This window comes from Kribbella rubisoli (assembly GCF_004217145.1).
Classification (GTDB): domain Bacteria; phylum Actinomycetota; class Actinomycetes; order Propionibacteriales; family Kribbellaceae; genus Kribbella; species Kribbella rubisoli.
In genome coordinates this window covers 508516-525081 of sequence record NZ_SHKR01000015.1, presented here as the reverse complement: position 1 = coordinate 525081, position 16566 = coordinate 508516, and the positions used below count along the sequence as shown (strand labels likewise).

The following is a 16566-nucleotide window of genomic DNA, read 5'->3' as shown; positions in this document are numbered from 1 at the left end:
GTGACTATGCGTACTGTGGTCGCGTGGCCGAAGACTCGCGGTCCGGGCGGGGAAGCTGGGACGAAGGTGCGCTGGAGTACGCCGGCCTTTCCCGGGTGCGTCTGGATGCGCTCCTGCAGGAACTGCTCGGTCGCGTCGACGAGATCATGGAGTACCAGGAGCGACTGCGCGCGCTCCTCGACGCGGTTGTCGGCATCGGCGCGGATCTCGACCTCAACAGCACCCTTGACCGCATCGTGACGGCGGCCTGCGAACTCGCCGGCGCGCGGTACGGCGCTCTCGGCGTCGTCGGCCCGGACGGGAAACGGCTGGTCCGCTTCATCACCCGCGGCGTGACCGACGAGGAGATCGCCGCGATCGGCCCGTACCCGGAAGGCCACGGCATCCTCGGTCTCCTGATCGAGCACCCCGAACCGATCCGTCTGCACGACCTCGCCGAGCACCCGCGGTCCTACGGCTTCCCGAGCAACCACCCGCCGATGAAGAGCTTCCTCGGCGTACCGATCCGGACCCGCGAGCACGCCTACGGCAACCTGTACCTGACCGAGAAGACCGGCGACGCCGACTTCACCGAGGACGACGAGCGCACGGTCACCGCCCTCGCCACCGCGGCCGGCGTCGTGATCGACAACGCCAGGCTGTACGCCGATTCCGAGCAACGCCGGCGTTGGCACGAGGTGACGGCAGAGATCACCCAACTGATGCTCGGCGAGTTCGACGCCGACGAAGCGCTCCACCTGATCGTGCAGCGTTCCCGGGAGGTCGCGGGCGCACAGGTCGCAGCCGTAGTGCTTGCCGAGGGCGACGAGTTGGTCGTCCGAGCCGTCGACGGGCGACCGGAGTTCACTCAGTACGCCGGCCGGCGACTCCCGGCCGACCTACCGCTGCTTCGCCTCGTCAGCTCGGGCAGCGGCGACCAGATCGTCGTCGAGGACCTGGCGCAGCTCGTCAAGGAGGCCGGCGGACTGACCCAGTTCCCCGAAAGCGCGAATCTCGCCCGAGCGACGATCGCGCCGCTGCCCGCCGGGACAACCGCGACCCGCGGATTCCTCGCCGTGGTGATGGAACAAGGCGCCAACACCAGGGTCGCCGAAGGCGCCGATCTGATCCGGATGTTCGCCGGCCAGGCCACCCTCGCGATGGAACGTGCACAGGCGCAGCGGGACCGCGACCTGCTCGTCGTACTCGAGGACCGCGACCGGATCGCCCGGGATCTGCACGACCTTGTCATCCAGCGCCTGTTCGCGACCGGACTCCAACTCCAGGGGATGCAGCGACTGGTCCAGGCCGAGCACCAGCAACGACTCGGCCAGGCGGTCGAGGACATCGACAGCACCATCCACGATCTCCGTGCGGCGATCTTCGAGCTCCAGCAGCCGCCCGACTCCAGTTCACTCCGCGGTGACGTCCAGAAACTCGTCACCGAGTACGCCGAGCCACTCGGCTACCGGCCCCAGTTGATCTGCACCGGTCCGATCGACACCCTGGTGCCCGCCGTCGTACGACCGCAGATCCTCGCCACCGTTCGCGAGTCGCTGTCGAACGTCGTCCGCCACGCCCAGGCTTCCGAGGTGACAGTCGAGGTCAGCGCCGACAGTGAACAAGTCGTCGCGCGCATCACCGACAACGGCGTCGGGATCGGCGAGCAGCACCGCAACAGCGGTCTGCGCAACCTGACCGAGCGCGCTCAGGCACTCGGCGGCGCCGTCCGGGTCACGGACAACGAGCCGCACGGGACGATCGTCGAACTCCGCGCACCGCTCGCCGGCAACTGACGGCCGAACGGCCTCCCAGGTCGGGACTCTTGCCCGCAGCGCCACCCACCTCCCTCCGGCGAACCTGAAGAAGGAGAACCAATGGGAGGAGCACCCCGTGTCCGAGAAGCTTCCGGCCAACGATGTCGACGTCCTGCTCGCGGCGGCGGTTGCCGCGCCGAGTATGCACAACACCCAGCCGTGGCGGTTCGAGATCGAGGGCCACGCGATCGACGTCCACCTGGACGGATCCCGCACACTTCCAGCTGAGGACCCGACCGGCCGGGCGATGCGGATCGCCGCCGGTGCCGCCACCTTCAATCTCCGGTGCGCGGCCGAGAGCCTCGGGTACGGCACCTGGTTCGGGCTGGCGCCGTACCCGGAGGAACCCGATCTGCTCGCCCGCGTCGTCCTCGAGCCCACGGGGGCGCGCAACGAGGAACTGCTCGACCTCGCAGCACAGATTCCATACCGCCACACCGACCGCCACCCGTCCGAGACCACCCCACTGGCCGACGACGTGCGCGTGGCGTTGGTGCACGCCGCGTACGCCGAAGGCGCCGAGCTCACCTGGCTCGGCGAGACCGAGGTCCACACGCTCCTCGACCTGGTACTCGACACAGACCTGCGCGAGATCCACGACTGGCACCGGCGCGCCGAACGTGGCCGCTGGGTCGGCGGCGAGCGCAGCGCCGACGGCATCCCCAGCTCGGCCCTCGGACCGCGATCGACCAGTTATCCCTCGGCCGTCCGGGACATGGGCACCCGCCCGACCGATCGACTCCGCGACGAAGGACGGTTCGAGGAGAGCCCGGAGCTCGCAGTACTGTCCACCGACTTCGACGAACCGGGCGATCAGGTCGTCGCCGGAGCCGCCCTCGAGCGTGTGCTGCTGACCGCGACCCGGGCCGGCGTGAGCGCATCGTTCCTCAACCAGCCCCTCGAGTACAAGGACCTGCGCACCAAGGTCCAGCGCCTGACCGAGCGCCCGGGGCACGCTCACATGATCATCCGATTCGGCCGCACCCGGCACCACAGCGGCACCGCTCGCCGGCCGGTCGCAGACTTCCTGCCCGAGGAGCAGTCATGACCACATTGCGCCAGGAGATCGACCGTTGGGAGGCCGACCTCGAGAACATCGCCAGCACCAGCCAGTCCGACGACTGGTTCCTCGAAGAGCAGCGGCTGACGGAGGCTCTGCACACACTCACTGCCTTCCGCGGCCGCATCATCCCGGCCCTCGTCGCTCAGGAACCGCATGACGGGATCCTCGTCGACGAGATCGAGCATCTCCTCGACCACCTCCAAGACCTGCGTGACGACCTCTACCGGACCGTCCATCCGCCGAACTCCTACCGGGAGGTCGCCGAAACACTGGGCGCTCTGCGTGCCCTCAGCCGGGTAGCAGTCCGCTTCGAACGAGCCCTCGAAGACGTCTGAGTCATCAACCTTGGGCGAGTGGCTGGTCGCCGCGTAGGTGGCGGGCGTACCAGTCCGGCTCCGGAGTTGCCGGAGTCAGTCGGATCCGTACGTCGACCGCGAACGCACCAGCGGGGGCGGCCACCAGCGGGTTGATGTCCAGCTCGGCGAGCTCGGGTACTGCGTTCGCCAGCCAGGCGATCCGCTGCATGACGTCAAGCACAGCGTCCTGATCAGCGGCCTGCGCGCCGCGGTATCCGGCCAGCACGGGAGCACACCGCAGCGAGTGGAGCATGTCGAGCGCATCCAGATCAGTCAGCGGTAGCCCACGCCACTGACGGTCGGCCAGTACGTCGGTCAGTACTCCCCCGCTGCCGGCCATCAGCAACGGCCCGAAGAGCCGATCCCGGACGACACCGATGACGAGTTCGGTTCCGGCCGGAGCCATCGCCTGGACCAGCACCTGCGGGCTTCCGGCCGCGGCGGCGATCTCGTCGTACGCCTGTCCCAGCTGCACGGCACTTGCCAGGCCGACCCGGACACCGCCGATGTCTGTCTTGTGCACCACGCCGGGTGCGGCTGTCTTCAACGCGACCGGGTAGCCGACAGTCTCCGCCGCGGCGATCGCCTTCGAGCGTGACTCAGCGGTCAGGACCAGCATCATCGGCACGCCGGCACAGTTCAGGAGCTGACTCGCCTCCTCTGGATCCAGCCAGCCGCCGTTGGGCGTGCGTCGCAGGAATCGTTCTACGACGACGCGTGCCCCCGCCGAGTCGACCCGCGCCAGCTCCGGTACGACGCCCTGCGGCCGGGCTCGCCACTCGGCGTAGCGGACGGCATGGGCCAATGCACGGACCGCGCTCTCGGGGAACGGGAAGACCGGAATCCTGCGCCCGTCGGCCAACGCGACCTCCGGACCGGCGTGCGCCGATCCGACGCAGTTCACAACGATCGGGAGATCGGCCTGATCCCCGGCAGCGGCGATCGCGGCATAGATGTCCGCGACGTTCCCGGCCCGCGTCACGGCGTAGTTCACCACCAAGCTGTCGACCTCGCCGCTCGCCACGATCATCCGCAAGGCCTGTTCGAGACTCGCCGGCGATGCCGCCGCGCCGAGGTCGACAGGGTTCGCCGGACCCACTGCACCGAGCGCTGCAAGTTGCTGCTGGACCGCCGCACTCAGTTCGGGCAACTCCAGACCGAGCCGGCTTGCCGCGTCCGCGGCCAGGATGCCCGCTCCCCCGGCGTTCCCGACGACCGCGACCCTGCGACCCTGCGGCAGCGGCGGTACGGCGAGCACGCGCGCCGTCTCCACCAGTTCCTCGACCGTGTCCATCCGCAGTACGCCGGACTGCGCGAACAACGCATCGACGGCTGTCTCCGGTGTCGCGGCGGCCGCGGTGTGCGAGACGCCGGCCCGGCGGCCGCCGACCGAGCGGCCGCCCTTCACGACCAGGACCGGCTTCGTCCGGCCGATCATCCGGGCCAGACCGCCGAACTTGCGCGGGTTCCCGAACGACTCCAGGTAGAGCCCGATCACCGCCGTCCGTTGGTCACCCCACCAATGCAGCAGTACGTCGTTGCCGCTGACATCGACCTTGTTGCCGAGCGAGACGAACTCGGAGATGCCCAGTCCGGTCCGTCCGGCGTGCTCCAGCACCGCGATGCCCACCGCGCCCGACTGCGCGGCGATGGCGAGCGCCCCCGGCGTGGGCGACACCTCCGCGAACGTCGCGTTCAGGCTCACCTCCGGGGCCGTGTTCACCAGGCCGAGGCAGTTCGGGCCGATCAGCCGGATGCTGTGTCGGCGAGCGACCGCCAGCATCTCCCGTTGCAGCTCGCGACCAGCCGACCCGAGTTCGGAGAATCCGGCCGTCAGTACGACCGCGCCCCCGACGCCGCTCTCGCCGCATTCCGTCAGCACGCCGAGCACCTGTTCTGCGGGAACCGCGATGACCGCCAAGGTCGACTATGCGTGGAACCGCCGAGATCGACGGGTACGACGGCACGTCCGCGATCTGGTCGGCTCGCGGGTTCACGGCGTACACGGAACCGGTGAAGCCGCCCTTGACGATGTTGAGCAGGAGCTCGTGCCCGATGCCACCGGGTTTGCGGCCGGCACCGATCACGGCCACCGTCTGCGGGGAGAAGAGGCGATGCAGCGAGCGGTTCTCTGCCGCCCGCTCCCGATCGGCGATCCGCTCGAGGGTTGCGGGGTGGTACGCGGTGTCGAGCACCAGTTCCACCACGCCGCTGTCCATTGTGCGAACCTGCTCGAATCCGGAGCCGACCAGTACGCGCAGCATCTTGGCGTTCTCGCCCAAAGTGTCGGCGCGCAACCGTTCGATGCCGTTCTCCCGGGCCGTCGCCGCGAGTTGCTCCAGCAAGAGGGTCCCGATCCCGCGGCCGTGCACGGAGTCTTGCAGCAGGAAGGCCATCTCCGCCTCACCGGTGCGGAGCGCTTCGTAGCTCGCGACACCGACGACGTGGTCGCCGTACTCGGCCACCAGTGCCACGTGTCCGCCCGACTCGGCCGCAAGGTGATGGGTGTAGTCATCGGCCATGGTCCGACTGACGCCGAAGAACCGCAGGTAGATCGACTCGTCCGACACCCGCGCGTTCATGGCCGCCAGCGCCGATTCGTCATCCACGCGGATCGGCCGGATCCGAACCACCGACCCATCCATCGCCAGCACGTCCCAGCCCGTCCCAGGTGGTGTACCCGGCCGCGCGATCGCCGTCATCCCAGCTCCCTCCCACACCCCACCAGCCCACTGCGACAGGTCCCCCCGGGCCAGTGCCGTAGGGTCCCCGCCCACCGGGACCTTCGCCTCTAGAACGAGACCACCGCCGACCACGACGCTGGGAACGCGGTTCGAGATGGTCTTGCGCAACGACCTCGACCGCGGCGAGGACCTGCCCGAGATCCGCAACTGGCGAAGGAGGCCCGCATGACGGTTGTCGTAGGCATCGATGGTCGCCCCGACTGCGAGAACGCTATCCGTTGGGGCGCATCCGAGGCGGCTGCTCGCGGAGTGGCGCTGCACTTGGTGCACGCGTTCATCTGGACCGAGTTCCGCGTGCCACTCGGCGGGAGCGACGTAGCACCAGGGCTGCGCGCCCAGGCCGATCAGATCGTCGCGGACGCGGTCGAGCTGGCCCGGAAGTTCGCGCCGGAGCTGCCGGTCGCAGGCACCCGCGTCGGTGGCTTCCCGTCGGCCGTACTGCTCGCGGAGTCGAAGACCGCCGACCTCATCGTGATCGGCAGTCGCGTCACCGGGCGTCTCCTCGGCCTGGTGGTCAGTTCGGCGGGTATCGAGTTGTCGGCACACGCTCACTGCCCGGTGGTCGTCGTACGACCGACCGAGGACGCGCTTGCCGGGAACCTGGTGGTGATCGGGTACGACGGTTCGCCGACCGCCGGTGCCGCGGTCGACTTCGGCCTCGAGTACGCCCGCAGGCATCAGTTGCCGGCCCGGATCGTCACGGTGCTCGACGACGAGGACGACGACGATCGCGACCTGCTTGCCGCGGTCCGCCCGTACGCCCGTCAGGCCGAGCTGATCGAGGTGACAGGCCATCCGTCGGAGTTGCTGCTGGAGTGGTCCGCCGATGCGCAACTGCTCGTCGTCGGTTCGCGGGGACGCGGCGGTTTCGCCGGCCTGCTGCTCGGATCGGTGAGCCAGACGATGCTGCACCAGTCAGTGTGTCCGGTCACCATCATCCCCCGTGCGGCGATCGAAGGTCCTCTGTAGCCGGGTCGTTCGGCACTGCCGCCGGGCGGGGCCGCCTGGTGTCCTGGAGTTGACCCCGAAGGAGGCTCTGATGTCCAGCAAGGTATTGGTCGCTTACGCGAGCAAGATGGGCGCGACCGTTGGCATCGCCGACGCGATCGGCGACGAACTGCGGGCGCACGGACATACCGTCGACGTTCTCGACGTCGCGCAGGTCAAGGACATCGAGCCGTACGACGCCGTCGTACTCGGCAGCGCGCTCTACATGCGCCGATGGCGGAAGGAAGCCGTCCGCTTCCTTCGCCACAACGTCGACGCGCTCCGCACGCGCCAGGTCTGGCTGTTCCACAGCGGTCCTGTCGGCCCCGACAAGGATCAGGATGAGGCGATGCCGGCGGCCGTCGCCCACCTCGCCCGCGAGGTCGGAGCGACGCCCGCGGTCACCTTCGCCGGCAGCCTCGACCCCGCCACCGCCACCGGCTTCCTCGCCCGTCGCCTCGCAACCGGCAACCTGGCTGGCGACTGCCGCGACTGGGACAAGATCAAAGCCTGGGCCGCCGACATCAGCGCCGCCATCGAAGCCAGCCGACGCAGCACCTGGCACCGCCCCACCCGCACGGCCGGCTACTACCTCGGCTGAACACCTACGTCCTGTCGAGCTGCAGATCGACCGGGCCGGCCCGGAAATGGCGGGTTACGACCTGTACCTTCCTGGGCGCGGCATCAGCTGCGGGGTTGCTTCTTGGTGTGTTCGATCGCGAAGACGGCGGCTTCGGTGCGGCGTTCGAGGTTGAGCTTGCGGAGAAGCGAGGAGACGTAGTTCTTGACGGTCTTCTCGGCCAGGAACAGGGACTGCGCGATCTGACGGTTGGTCTTGCCCTCGGCGATCTCCGCGAGGATGCGGCGCTCCTGCTCGGTCAACAAGGCATAGCGCGGATCCTCGGTCTCGGTCGGGTGCCGAAGCCGGTCCAGGACCTTCACGGTCATGCTCGGATCCAACAGCGATTCGCCGGCAGCGAGGCGGCGTACCGCGTCGACCAGCGCCTGACCGTGGATCTGCTTCAGCAGGTACCCGGCAGCGCCCGCCATGATCGCCGTGAACAGCGCCTCGTCGTCCGAGAACGACGTCAGCATCAGGCAGGCCGGCGGCTCGTCCATCTGCGAGCGGACCTCACGGCAGACGGTGATCCCGTCGCCGTCGGGCAGCCGGACATCCAGGACGGCGACGTCGGGGCGTACAGCGGGGATCCGCGCGATCGCCTCCGCCGCGGTCGATGCGTCACCGACGACCTCGATGTCCGGCTCCGCGTCGAGCAGCTGGTGCAGCCCGAGCCGCACCACCTCGTGGTCGTCGAGCAGGAACACCTTGATCGTCATCACCATCTCCTTCGGCTTCACGCCGTACCCCGCCCGAACCGGCGCCCGCTTCAGCATCCCGCGACTCCCACGCTACCCGCCAGGGGCCACGGTCCCGGCCGGCCCGGGACCTTTGCCGGGACCGCTTCCGCCCGCCGCGAGCGTCGGCCGGCAAAGCGAGCGGACCGGAACTTCTCGCACTCCAGGGTCAGATGTCCAGTTCGTGTTCGCGGAGACGGGCTCGGGCCTCGTCGAAGTCCTCGCGGGTCATGTCGCCGGCCGCGTAGCGGCGTTCGAGGATGTCGAGGGGTGAGGGGAGAGCGGGGCGGGGCCGGCGGTGTGGACGGCGGAGTAGGTGAACCGCCGCCCAGGCCGCGCCGCCCCACAGTGCGATCACGGTGACGGCCCAGAGCACCGCGCCAGTGGCTGAGTGCATCATCAGTTCATTCCCGTCAGGCAACCTTTGCGGTGCGGGTCAGTAGGCGGCCGAGTTCGTCGCCCCAGCTCTGGGCGCGTTCGATCTCGACGTCGCTGATCGGGCCGGTGGTCTCGTTCACGAAGAAGCTCTCCGACGTGCTGAGCGGCCGGAGGCCCATTCGGCGCAACAGTCTCGCCGCGGACCGGGCCGCCGAGCCCGGCAAGCGCCGTACCTTGGCGATCCGGGTGTCGAAGGTGGCTACCCGGAGCAGGTCCGACTGACGTCCTGTGGGCGGCTCGAGCACGGCCAGCCACTCACGGATGCCGACCTCGATCGGGAACACCACGTCGCCCTGCTTCCACGCCTCCTGCCGCGTCGACGGCCGGCTCATCGAGAACGCATGCGTCGGGCCGCCAACGATCAGCAAACCGACGTCGCCGGGTACGACGCTCGGCGCCCGGTTCACCGGCACCGTCTCGGCCGGAAGGTACTGACGCAACCCGTCACGGATCGCCCTCGCGATCCGCTCGGTGTTGCCGAACATCGTCTCGTAGACGATGAGCGCACGAACAGTCTCGGACATGATTGCTACCTCCGATCAGTGCGTTCGGACGGCCAGGCGGCCGTCGTCCAAGCGGTTGCCCTCGGCATCGGTCAGGTGGTGCGGGACGATCGCGACCGGGCAGGTCATCGCGGCCGTCGAGCGCCGTGCGACCGGGTCGACCGGTAACGGGCCGCCGTGCGCGCCGACGACGATCAGTCCGACGTCGCCGCTCTCGTGCACCAGTGCCGCAGCCGGCGGCCGGCTGCTCAGGAACCGCGTCACCTTCACGTTCGGGAAGCGGCTCGTCCACGGTGCCAAGGTCTCCGACAAGATGCAGTCGGCGCGGCTGATCCACGAACCGTCCGGATCCTCGTCCACGAAGGCACGCTCGGCCGGCAGCCCGGCGTGGACGACGATCAGGTCGCCCTCCCGCCCCGCCGCGATCCCGAACGCGAACTCGAGCGCCTCGGTCGACAACGCCGTACCATCGATGCCGACGGCAACCTTCCGGTCGACCAGCGACGGCTTCCAGGACAGCGGTACGACGACCACCGGGCAGCCGGCCCGCGCTGCCAGCGTGATGTTGGCCTGGGTGTGGACCAGCCGCTGTGGACCGCGGCTTCGAGAGCGCCCCACCACCAGCATCCGGGCCTTCCGTGCGGCAGTTGCGAGGACCCGGAGCCGGGAGCCCTCCTCGGCGAGCGCGACCAGTTCGGTCGCGTACCCGTCGCGGTGCCGCACGTGCGCCACCGCCACCCGCAGCGCAGCGTCCGCCGCCTCGGCGGGCGGCTTCGGTGCGTAGCCCGGCATCATCGGCGAGTACGACCCGTGCGCGGAGTACGGCGCGACCAGCACCAGCTCCGCACCCGTCCGCAAGGCCTCCGCGGACGCGTAATCCACCACGCGAATGTTCTCCGCGCTTCCGTCGACCTCGACCACGACAGGGCCGGTCCGGTTCCAGTCACTCATCTTTCTCACCTCAGGATTGCGTAGGTACGACGGCCAGCGGGCACCCCGTGTGGTGCAGAACTCCTCGCGTCACAGAGCCGAGGAGCATGGACGCCAGCTGGGTGTGGTGGTGGGTGCCGATGGCCAGGAGCTGGGCGTCGGACTCTTCGGCCGCGGTGACGACGCCGTCGACAGGGTGGCCGCGCCGGACGTCGACCTGGATGGTCAGGTCCGGGTACTTCTGGTGCCAATCAGCGGCGACGTTCTCGAAGTGCCGCCGGGCATGCTCGGCCCACTCGGAGCTGATGCCGGCCGAGTTCACCGCGTCCCAGCTGAAGACGGCCGGCAGATCCCAGACGTGCAGGATCCGGATCGGAAGCTTCCGCTCGCAGGCCGCGGCGGTCGCGAACTCCATCACGGCGGCGTTGTCGTCCCCGTCATCGAGGGCGACCAGCACCGGCCCGGCGTGGTCGGACGGCTTCCAGTACTCCGGCACGATGACGACCGGGACGCTCGCCCGCGCCGCGACCACCTCCGAGGTGGAGCCGATCAGCAGCCGTTTGAACGCTCCCGTCCCCCGGCGGCCCACAACCAGCATCCGGCTGTTCGCAGCCGCCTCGGACAGGATCCGGGCCGGCGGCCCGATCATCAGGCCCGCCTCGTGATCCAACGCGCCCGGACTCGCGTCCAGGTGCTTCTGGACCTCGTTGATGAGGTCCATGGCCGCGTCGTCGACGAGATCCGGTTCCCAACCGGCGGTCCGCCGGAGGCGTTCGTCGATCACATGTACGGCCTGGAGTGGCTCTTGCCGAAGTAAGGACTCTTGCAGAGCCCACTCCAGGGCACCCGTATCACGCCAGGAACCGTCGATTCCCACGTGAATGACCGGCTTGACGGTCATGTCGGTCATGTCGGTCACCGCAGCCACGGGTACTTGCGGACGAAGTCCAGGCTGCTCCACCATCTGCCCATACCCCACACGTTGCCAGCAGCAACCAGTGCGAGGACGACGACGGTGATGGCGCCGAGGATGTGGTCGTCCAGCACCGGGTTGGTCTCCGGCGGCAGGTTCGCCGACCACATCAGCAGATACAGCAGGGTCCCGGCGACGGCAGCGATCCGCATCCCGATGCCGAGCGTCAGCGCCAGCCCGATACCGGCCAGACCAATCATGAACAGCGGGGTAACCCACCAGTCACCGACCAGCGAGTGGTAGAAGTCGGCCATCGGGCCGCTCGTGCCCTTGCCCAGGAAGCCGGCCGTCGGGTCGCCGCCATCGATCCAGCCCTTGCCGGACGGGGTCGCGTAACCGAGGCCGAACACCTTGTCGACGAAGGCCCACAAGAAGCTGAGGCCGAACGCGATCCGCAGGACGCCGAGCGCTCGCCCGGCCGCCGTGGTGATGATCGGGTGCCGATCGCCATCGGGCCGCAGTGCAGGAGCCGGCAGGTGCTGCCGGTGCGTGGTGGTCATGGTGTCGTCCTTTCACTATTCCGACACCTCGATCCTGCGATCTCACGTCGCCAACGGTCAGAGCCCTTGTCACCTCTTTCCCGGGAGCCGAACGACCCCTCTGTCCCGGGACGTATGCCGCTGTCCGCGGCGTGCCGCCGGGGCGAGGCTGGATGCCATGACTGTCCCGGGAGGTGCCCATGGCCGGTGATTCCCTCGACCGATGGTTCTGAACACCCAAGGAGGTCAATGTCATGTCGACACAGCCCACCCCGATCGTGATCGGGTACGACGGCTCACCAGGCAGCATCGCAGCCCTGAAATGGGCCGCCGCCGCGGCCGACCGTGCGATGGCACCACTGCAGATCGTCGAGGCCTTCGAGATCGTGATCCTCACCCGGCCGTCCCCAGGAAAGGTGGTCCCGCTCGAGGCGGTGCGAGCTTCCCGCCAGAAGGGTCTGGACGAGGTCGCCGCCGGCGTCCGTGAGCAGCACCCGGGTCTGCGGGTCGAGACCAGCCTCGTCGGCGGCTCCGCCGCGAAGACGCTGGTCGACGCGGCTCGGGACGCCAGGCTCGTGGTCCTCGGATCGCGTGGACTCGGCGGCTGGAGCGGACTGCTCGTCGGCTCGGTTGCGGTCCAGGTCACCGCGCACGCCGACTGCCCTGTCGTGGTGATCCCGCACGACGAGCAGCCGCACGGAGACGCGGGACCGACCGTCATCGTCGGTGTCGACGGCTCCAAGGCCTCGGCGAAGGCCATCGACTTCGCCTTCGACCAGGCCGAGTCGTTACACGCACAGGTCGTTGCGATCCATGCGTGGACAAGTCCGTTCCTGACCTATGCCGACGGTGCCTCGATGCTGCAGTTCGACGAGGAACAGATCCGCGAGGAATCGCGCCTGCTCGTCGCCGAGTCGGTAGCCGGCGCGGCCGCAGACCACCCGGACGTCAAGTGGACGACCGAACTCGCCCTGGGCTCGGCGGCCGAGGCACTCGTACGCCGTTCGGCCTCGGCTGAGCTGGTCGTTGTCGGCTCGCGTGGCCGCGGCGGATTCAGCGGCCTGGTCCTCGGATCCGTGAGCCAAAGCGTCCTGCACCACGTTCATTCACCCATCGCAGTCGTTCACTGAGCGCTCGCGGAGCCACCATGTGCCAAGTCCGAGCCCTTCCCGAACAGCCCACCGCAGTCCGCCGGACCCGGTTGGTCCGCGGCCAGTTGGCGGACTGGGTGCCGTCCGCCTGCGCTGTCGTCGCCGAGCATCTGCTACACCGCGGCATCGCGCCCACGGGCTTCCCGTTCGCCCGGTGTCACCAGCTGCCCGACGGAGCGGTCGAGGCGGAGGTCGGTTTCCCCGTCGCCGCCCCGATTCCGGAAAGCGGACCAGTCGAGCCGTCCACTCTGCCGGGCGGACCGGCGGTCGCGATCTGGCACACCGCTCCGGACGAGAAGATTGATCTGACCTACCAAGCCATCGACAAATGGCTGGCGTCCGACGACGCGATCGCGACCGGAGACAGCTGGGAGGTCTACCACGACCTGCCCACCTGCGACTACGTCGGCACCCGCATCGAGGTTGTCCAGCCCATCACCTTCGTATCTGCCTGATCCGGCCGACGGGAGCAGCGGCCGAAACGCACTGTTCATCAGGACCTTCGGCCCTGCCCACGCCGCATCCTGACGGCTTGACTGGAGCTGCCAGGAGTACGAGTCCAGGAGGTCCTCATGCCCACCCAACTACCGGTGCTGGTGGGGATCGACGGATCCCGCGACGGTCTGATCGCGCTGACCTGGGCAGCGTCGTACGCGCTGCTGCACGCGGCGCCGCTGCACGCGGTGCATGTAGTGGACGAGGACCGCCACGTAGCCGTCGGCGCGCCGCCCGCCACCCGCGACGACGGCAGCGAAGTACTCGACGACGCCCTCGACGAACTCGAACTGATCGGCTTCGGATCCGCGTCGCTCGAAGTCCGGCACGGACGGCCGGCCCAGATCTTGCTCGAGCAGTCCGAGCAGTCCCAGGCGCTGGTCGTCGGGCGCCGCGGCATGGGCGGCTTCGCCGAACTCGTTCTCGGCTCGACCTCCCAGGTGTGTACGGCGCTCAGCACGAAGGTGCCTCTGGTCGTCGTGCCCGATACCTGGAACCCCAAGGCCCCGCCCCGCGGGCGGATCGTGGTCGGCATCGACGGATCCGTCGAAGGTCAGGACGCGCTCCAATTCGCGTTCGAGCTGGCCCCGACGACCGGTGCCGAGATCGTCGGTGTCCACGCGATCGAGGCCCCGGAGAGCTACCCGGACCCCAACGTCTGGGACGACCCGGACCGCGAGCCGTGGCGCGACACCGCCGACGAACTGCTCGCGCGGACCCTCGAGGGGTGGATCGCGAAGTACCCCGACGTCGCGGTCCATTGGCGCAGCATCACCGATCACCCGGTTCTCGCCCTGGCTCGCGAGTCCCAGGACGCCGATCTCGTGGTGGTGGGAGGACTCGGCCGTACGGCGTTCTCCGAGCTACGGATGGGGACCGTGGCCCGCGGCCTGCTGTACCACTCCCACAGCCCGGTCGCCGTCGTACACCATCCGGACTCCTGAGAGGACCGCGCTCACAGCGGGCGCAGCAAGACCGCCCAGCGCAGGGCGGTCTGGCTCTCGGGCGGGGCGTCGATGCTGAACTCACGTCAGCGGTACTGCACCTCGAGCGCGGTACGACGACAAGCCTGGATCGTCACGATCGCCGGGACTGCCGGACGGACCTCGACGACAACGAGCTCACCCGAGCATCCGTCCTTCGCCCACTCCAGGGCTGTCGGCCGGCGGAAGTGTTTGTCCGCGATGACCGACCACCGAGCGAGTTCGCGGAGATCGTCGTCGGTCAGCACCAGGCCGGCTCGCTCCGCCGCGGTCGTCGGGATCGTGCGGGTTCCGCGGAGACCGGCGTACACGGTCTTCGTCCGCTTGGCGCCGCGGTGCTTGACGATCATCGGGCGGGCGCCGGGATGGACGGAGTACAGGTCGGCATGTGCGGCCGACGGCTGGCCGAGCCCCCAGGACGCGCGTACCCGGACGAACGTGCTCTCGCCGCGGGCCGTGCCTGAGCTCCCGAGATCGGAGCGCACCATCCGCTGCACGGTCACCGGCATCACCACCCGGAGATGATCGATGCCCTCGGCCTCACGGTTGCCGACGGCAACGGCGCCGAAAAGCGACGCGAAGCACCGCCGGCAGGCGGCGATCACGTCGGCCCCGGTGGTCAGGTGCAGGAAGACGTCGTCCCGGACGGCGTCGGCCGACGTCACCGGGCTGCAACGAACGACGACCTCGGTACTGTCGCCGCCCAGCGCCTGATAGGCCTTCAGGATGTCGTCGACCACCGTCTCGGGCAGCGACGCATCGCGGAAAGCGGAGCGGATCTCTGCTGCGGCCACGACCAGGTCGCGACCGGCCCGGAACCTGCGGACGGACCGCGCGATCACGGGCCCCAGCCGCGCCTCCCGGACGAACTCACCGTAAGCGTCCGCGGTCACCGCGAAGCCTTCGGGAACCCGGATGCCCTCACCGGCCAGTTCGGCCAGCCGGGCAGCCTTCACGCCTACCTGTGCCGCATCCACGTGACCGTCGAGCCGGACGGCGTACTCGCTGTTCATCGTTCCTCCGCTCCCCTCAAATCCCTGATGTCCCTGAAACTCACAGCGAGGCGGCGACGAGCTCGGTCAGGTGGACCAGGCGGCTCGTGTAGCCCCATTCGTTGTCGTACCAGCCGAAGACCTCGACCAGGTGATCTGGACCTGCGTGCGCTGCGCGCCGAAGATGCACGACGCCGGGTCGCCGATCCGTCTCACTTCAGACTCACCCGGACCGGCTGCCGCGGTCAGAGCCCAAGGTCCCGACCTGCGGGACCACCCGGCCCACTCAGCCCACCCGTCAATCGCGGATCAGCACGTCCCCGACGGCTCGGCGAGGCGTCGGCGGGACCGAGGAACCGTAGCCGAACCGGATCACCGTCTGCGGACGCTGCCACGGGCCGAGCGGATCGTTGATCTGCGCCCGCAGTTCCTCATGCTCGATCGCCTGATTCAGCAACGACATGGACAGCCCTCGTGCGGTGGCTTCGAGGAGCACGTGCTCCAACGCCTGCCCGGCTCGCAGCCACTCGATCGGCCCGTCGTACCGGGTCGCGAGGACCGCGAGTTGCGGCTCCCGTTCGAAAGCGGCCACCGGGCGCACAGCATCGGCCTGCGTGGCGGCCATGTCCCGCGCCACCGACTCACCGCCTGCCGCCCGCGAACCCAGAGCGCTCGACGGCACACCGTCGACCGGCCGATCGCCACCGACCCAACGTCTACGCTCAGCAGTCCGCGCCGACGACGCGTCGTCCGCGGCCACCGCCTCGTTCGTTGCCATCCGCAACCACCATTGCCGGGCCGATGTATCGAGCCATTGCAGTACTGCGCCTTCCATCCGAGCGCACAGGTCGAGCTCGGTCCGGAGCTGAGCCGGCAACCGCTCGTCCGTGAACGGCTCCCGGTTCGTCCGGCGCTCGGTCAGGTACGGCGCGAGCGCCGCCAGCTGTCCGTTCGGCCGCTCTCCCAGCTCTACGACGGCGATGAGATCCGGGCGCCGCTGATCGACCAGGTGGCGCACCTCGGAGCCCATCCCATCCGCCGCGGCCGCCACCCGCAGGTTGAAGATCGCGGCACCCAGCGATATGAACAGCATCCGTCGCGACGGATCCTCAGCCGGCAGCTCCCGCTCGCGGTCCCTGTACACCTCGACCGTCCGCTCCACGAACCGGAACCGCCACGGCTGGGTGTTATGCATCGACGGCGCCGCCACCGCGGCCCGCAGCAAGTCGTCCCGCACCGTTTCCGGCAGGCCGGTGGTCTCATCTGTGGTCATGCCGTCAGTGCACCGCACCCCTGGCCGATGACCGTAGAGGCGAAAGG

At 69.2% G+C, this 16566-nt stretch carries 18 protein-coding genes and 2 pseudogenes; 8 read left to right on the top strand and 12 right to left on the bottom strand.

Features of this window, described 5'->3' with window-relative positions; all coding sequences use genetic code 11:
• Nucleotides 1-23: 23 nt before the first annotated feature.
• The 3 genes from EV645_RS31965 to EV645_RS31955 all read left to right on the top strand — a co-directional run bounded on the left by EV645_RS31965 (nt 24) and on the right by EV645_RS31955 (nt 3194).
• Entirely contained in the window at nt 24-1775 is a 1752-nt protein-coding gene (locus tag EV645_RS31965; RefSeq protein WP_198681990.1) for a GAF domain-containing sensor histidine kinase, read from the top strand.
• Between the two features lie 97 nt (nt 1776-1872).
• Nucleotides 1873-2844: an Acg family FMN-binding oxidoreductase gene (locus EV645_RS31960; RefSeq protein ID WP_130447759.1), complete on the top strand. Its 972-nt coding sequence runs from the start codon at nt 1873-1875 to the stop codon at nt 2842-2844.
• Complete coding sequence (locus EV645_RS31955) at nt 2841-3194, top strand: hypothetical protein (RefSeq protein WP_130447758.1); 354 nt, start codon at nt 2841-2843, stop codon at nt 3192-3194. The genes EV645_RS31960 and EV645_RS31955 overlap by 4 nt, the downstream gene beginning before the upstream one ends.
• A 4-nt stretch (nt 3195-3198) precedes the next feature.
• On the opposite strand, the gene EV645_RS42410 is transcribed toward EV645_RS31955, so the two are convergent.
• From EV645_RS42410 to EV645_RS43445, 3 genes and pseudogenes are all read right to left on the bottom strand, one after another.
• Complete coding sequence (locus EV645_RS42410) at nt 3199-4938, bottom strand: acetate--CoA ligase family protein (RefSeq protein ID WP_422386655.1); 1740 nt, start codon at nt 4936-4938, stop codon at nt 3199-3201.
• 54 nt (nt 4939-4992) lie between these two features.
• A pseudogene (locus tag EV645_RS43450) lies at nt 4993-5097 on the bottom strand (hypothetical protein); the annotation flags it as partial.
• A gap of 61 nt (nt 5098-5158) precedes the next feature.
• Nucleotides 5159-5860, bottom strand: a pseudogene (locus EV645_RS43445) (N-acetyltransferase family protein); the annotation flags it as partial.
• 264 nt (nt 5861-6124) lie between these two features.
• Between EV645_RS43445 and EV645_RS42400 the strand changes: the two are divergent.
• The gene (locus EV645_RS42400; protein WP_198681988.1) at nt 6125-6928 is read left to right on the top strand and encodes a universal stress protein; all 804 of its coding nucleotides are present in this window, start codon (nt 6125-6127) and stop codon (nt 6926-6928) included.
• 70 nt (nt 6929-6998) lie between these two features.
• Nucleotides 6999-7547, top strand: a complete 549-nt coding sequence (locus tag EV645_RS31940) for a flavodoxin domain-containing protein (protein WP_130447757.1) — start codon at nt 6999-7001, stop codon at nt 7545-7547.
• Nucleotides 7548-7630: 83 nt separating this feature from the next.
• On the opposite strand, the gene EV645_RS31935 is transcribed toward EV645_RS31940, so the two are convergent.
• The 6 genes from EV645_RS31935 to EV645_RS31910 form a co-directional block, all read right to left on the bottom strand.
• Nucleotides 7631-8341, bottom strand: a complete 711-nt coding sequence (locus EV645_RS31935) for a transcriptional regulator (RefSeq protein WP_479684501.1) — start codon at nt 8339-8341, stop codon at nt 7631-7633.
• A 130-nt stretch (nt 8342-8471) separates the two neighbouring features.
• Nucleotides 8472-8702, bottom strand: a complete 231-nt coding sequence (locus EV645_RS31930) for an SHOCT domain-containing protein (protein ID WP_130447756.1) — start codon at nt 8700-8702, stop codon at nt 8472-8474.
• Between the two features lie 13 nt (nt 8703-8715).
• Nucleotides 8716-9264 carry a flavodoxin family protein gene (locus EV645_RS31925; RefSeq protein ID WP_198681987.1) on the bottom strand — a complete coding sequence of 183 codons (549 nt, stop codon included), beginning with the start codon at nt 9262-9264 and terminating at the stop codon, nt 8716-8718.
• 15 nt (nt 9265-9279) lie between these two features.
• Nucleotides 9280-10194 (bottom strand): universal stress protein, encoded by a 915-nt coding sequence (locus tag EV645_RS31920; protein WP_130447755.1) that lies wholly within the window; start codon nt 10192-10194, stop codon nt 9280-9282.
• A gap of 10 nt (nt 10195-10204) precedes the next feature.
• Complete coding sequence (locus tag EV645_RS31915) at nt 10205-11083, bottom strand: universal stress protein (protein ID WP_198681986.1); 879 nt, start codon at nt 11081-11083, stop codon at nt 10205-10207.
• Nucleotides 11084-11088: 5 nt separating this feature from the next.
• Complete coding sequence (locus tag EV645_RS31910) at nt 11089-11646, bottom strand: hypothetical protein (RefSeq protein ID WP_130447753.1); 558 nt, start codon at nt 11644-11646, stop codon at nt 11089-11091.
• 233 nt (nt 11647-11879) lie between these two features.
• Between EV645_RS31910 and EV645_RS31905 the strand changes: the two genes are divergently transcribed.
• From EV645_RS31905 to EV645_RS31895, 3 genes are all read left to right on the top strand, one after another.
• Complete coding sequence (locus EV645_RS31905) at nt 11880-12755, top strand: universal stress protein (protein WP_130447752.1); 876 nt, start codon at nt 11880-11882, stop codon at nt 12753-12755.
• A gap of 17 nt (nt 12756-12772) precedes the next feature.
• A complete protein-coding gene (locus EV645_RS31900; protein ID WP_130447751.1) occupies nt 12773-13231 on the top strand; it encodes a GyrI-like domain-containing protein in 459 nt (152 codons plus the stop codon).
• A 117-nt stretch (nt 13232-13348) separates the two neighbouring features.
• On the top strand, nt 13349-14215 hold the full coding sequence (locus EV645_RS31895; RefSeq protein ID WP_130447750.1) for a universal stress protein: 867 nt from the start codon (nt 13349-13351) through the stop codon (nt 14213-14215).
• Between the two features lie 86 nt (nt 14216-14301).
• Here the strand turns inward: EV645_RS31895 and EV645_RS31890 are convergent, their stop codons facing one another.
• The 3 genes from EV645_RS31890 to EV645_RS31885 all read right to left on the bottom strand — a co-directional run bounded on the left by EV645_RS31890 (nt 14302) and on the right by EV645_RS31885 (nt 16519).
• On the bottom strand, nt 14302-15267 hold the full coding sequence (locus EV645_RS31890; protein WP_130447749.1) for a PEP/pyruvate-binding domain-containing protein: 966 nt from the start codon (nt 15265-15267) through the stop codon (nt 14302-14304).
• Nucleotides 15268-15307: 40 nt separating this feature from the next.
• The gene (locus tag EV645_RS42945; protein WP_422386652.1) at nt 15308-15436 is read right to left on the bottom strand and encodes a hypothetical protein; all 129 of its coding nucleotides are present in this window, start codon (nt 15434-15436) and stop codon (nt 15308-15310) included.
• 108 nt (nt 15437-15544) lie between these two features.
• Nucleotides 15545-16519: an Acg family FMN-binding oxidoreductase gene (locus EV645_RS31885; protein ID WP_130447748.1), complete on the bottom strand. Its 975-nt coding sequence runs from the start codon at nt 16517-16519 to the stop codon at nt 15545-15547.
• Nucleotides 16520-16566 lie beyond the last annotated feature (47 nt).

Coding starts and splice junctions, on each gene's coding strand:
- EV645_RS31955 (WP_130447758.1), top strand. CDS start 2,841: ATGACCACATTGCGCCAGGAGATCGACCGTTGGGAGGCCGACCTCGAG.
- EV645_RS42400 (WP_198681988.1), top strand. CDS start 6,125: ATGACGGTTGTCGTAGGCATCGATGGTCGCCCCGACTGCGAGAACGCT.
- EV645_RS31940 (WP_130447757.1), top strand. CDS start 6,999: ATGTCCAGCAAGGTATTGGTCGCTTACGCGAGCAAGATGGGCGCGACC.
- EV645_RS31935 (WP_479684501.1), bottom strand. CDS start 8,341: ATGCTGAAGCGGGCGCCGGTTCGGGCGGGGTACGGCGTGAAGCCGAAG.
- EV645_RS31930 (WP_130447756.1), bottom strand. CDS start 8,702: ATGATGCACTCAGCCACTGGCGCGGTGCTCTGGGCCGTCACCGTGATC.
- EV645_RS31925 (WP_198681987.1), bottom strand. CDS start 9,264: ATGTCCGAGACTGTTCGTGCGCTCATCGTCTACGAGACGATGTTCGGC.
- EV645_RS31920 (WP_130447755.1), bottom strand. CDS start 10,194: ATGAGTGACTGGAACCGGACCGGCCCTGTCGTGGTCGAGGTCGACGGA.
- EV645_RS31915 (WP_198681986.1), bottom strand. CDS start 11,083: ATGACCGACATGACCGTCAAGCCGGTCATTCACGTGGGAATCGACGGT.
- EV645_RS31910 (WP_130447753.1), bottom strand. CDS start 11,646: ATGACCACCACGCACCGGCAGCACCTGCCGGCTCCTGCACTGCGGCCC.
- EV645_RS31905 (WP_130447752.1), top strand. CDS start 11,880: ATGTCGACACAGCCCACCCCGATCGTGATCGGGTACGACGGCTCACCA.
- EV645_RS31900 (WP_130447751.1), top strand. CDS start 12,773: ATGTGCCAAGTCCGAGCCCTTCCCGAACAGCCCACCGCAGTCCGCCGG.
- EV645_RS31895 (WP_130447750.1), top strand. CDS start 13,349: ATGCCCACCCAACTACCGGTGCTGGTGGGGATCGACGGATCCCGCGAC.
- EV645_RS31890 (WP_130447749.1), bottom strand. CDS start 15,267: ATGAACAGCGAGTACGCCGTCCGGCTCGACGGTCACGTGGATGCGGCA.
- EV645_RS31885 (WP_130447748.1), bottom strand. CDS start 16,519: ATGACCACAGATGAGACCACCGGCCTGCCGGAAACGGTGCGGGACGAC.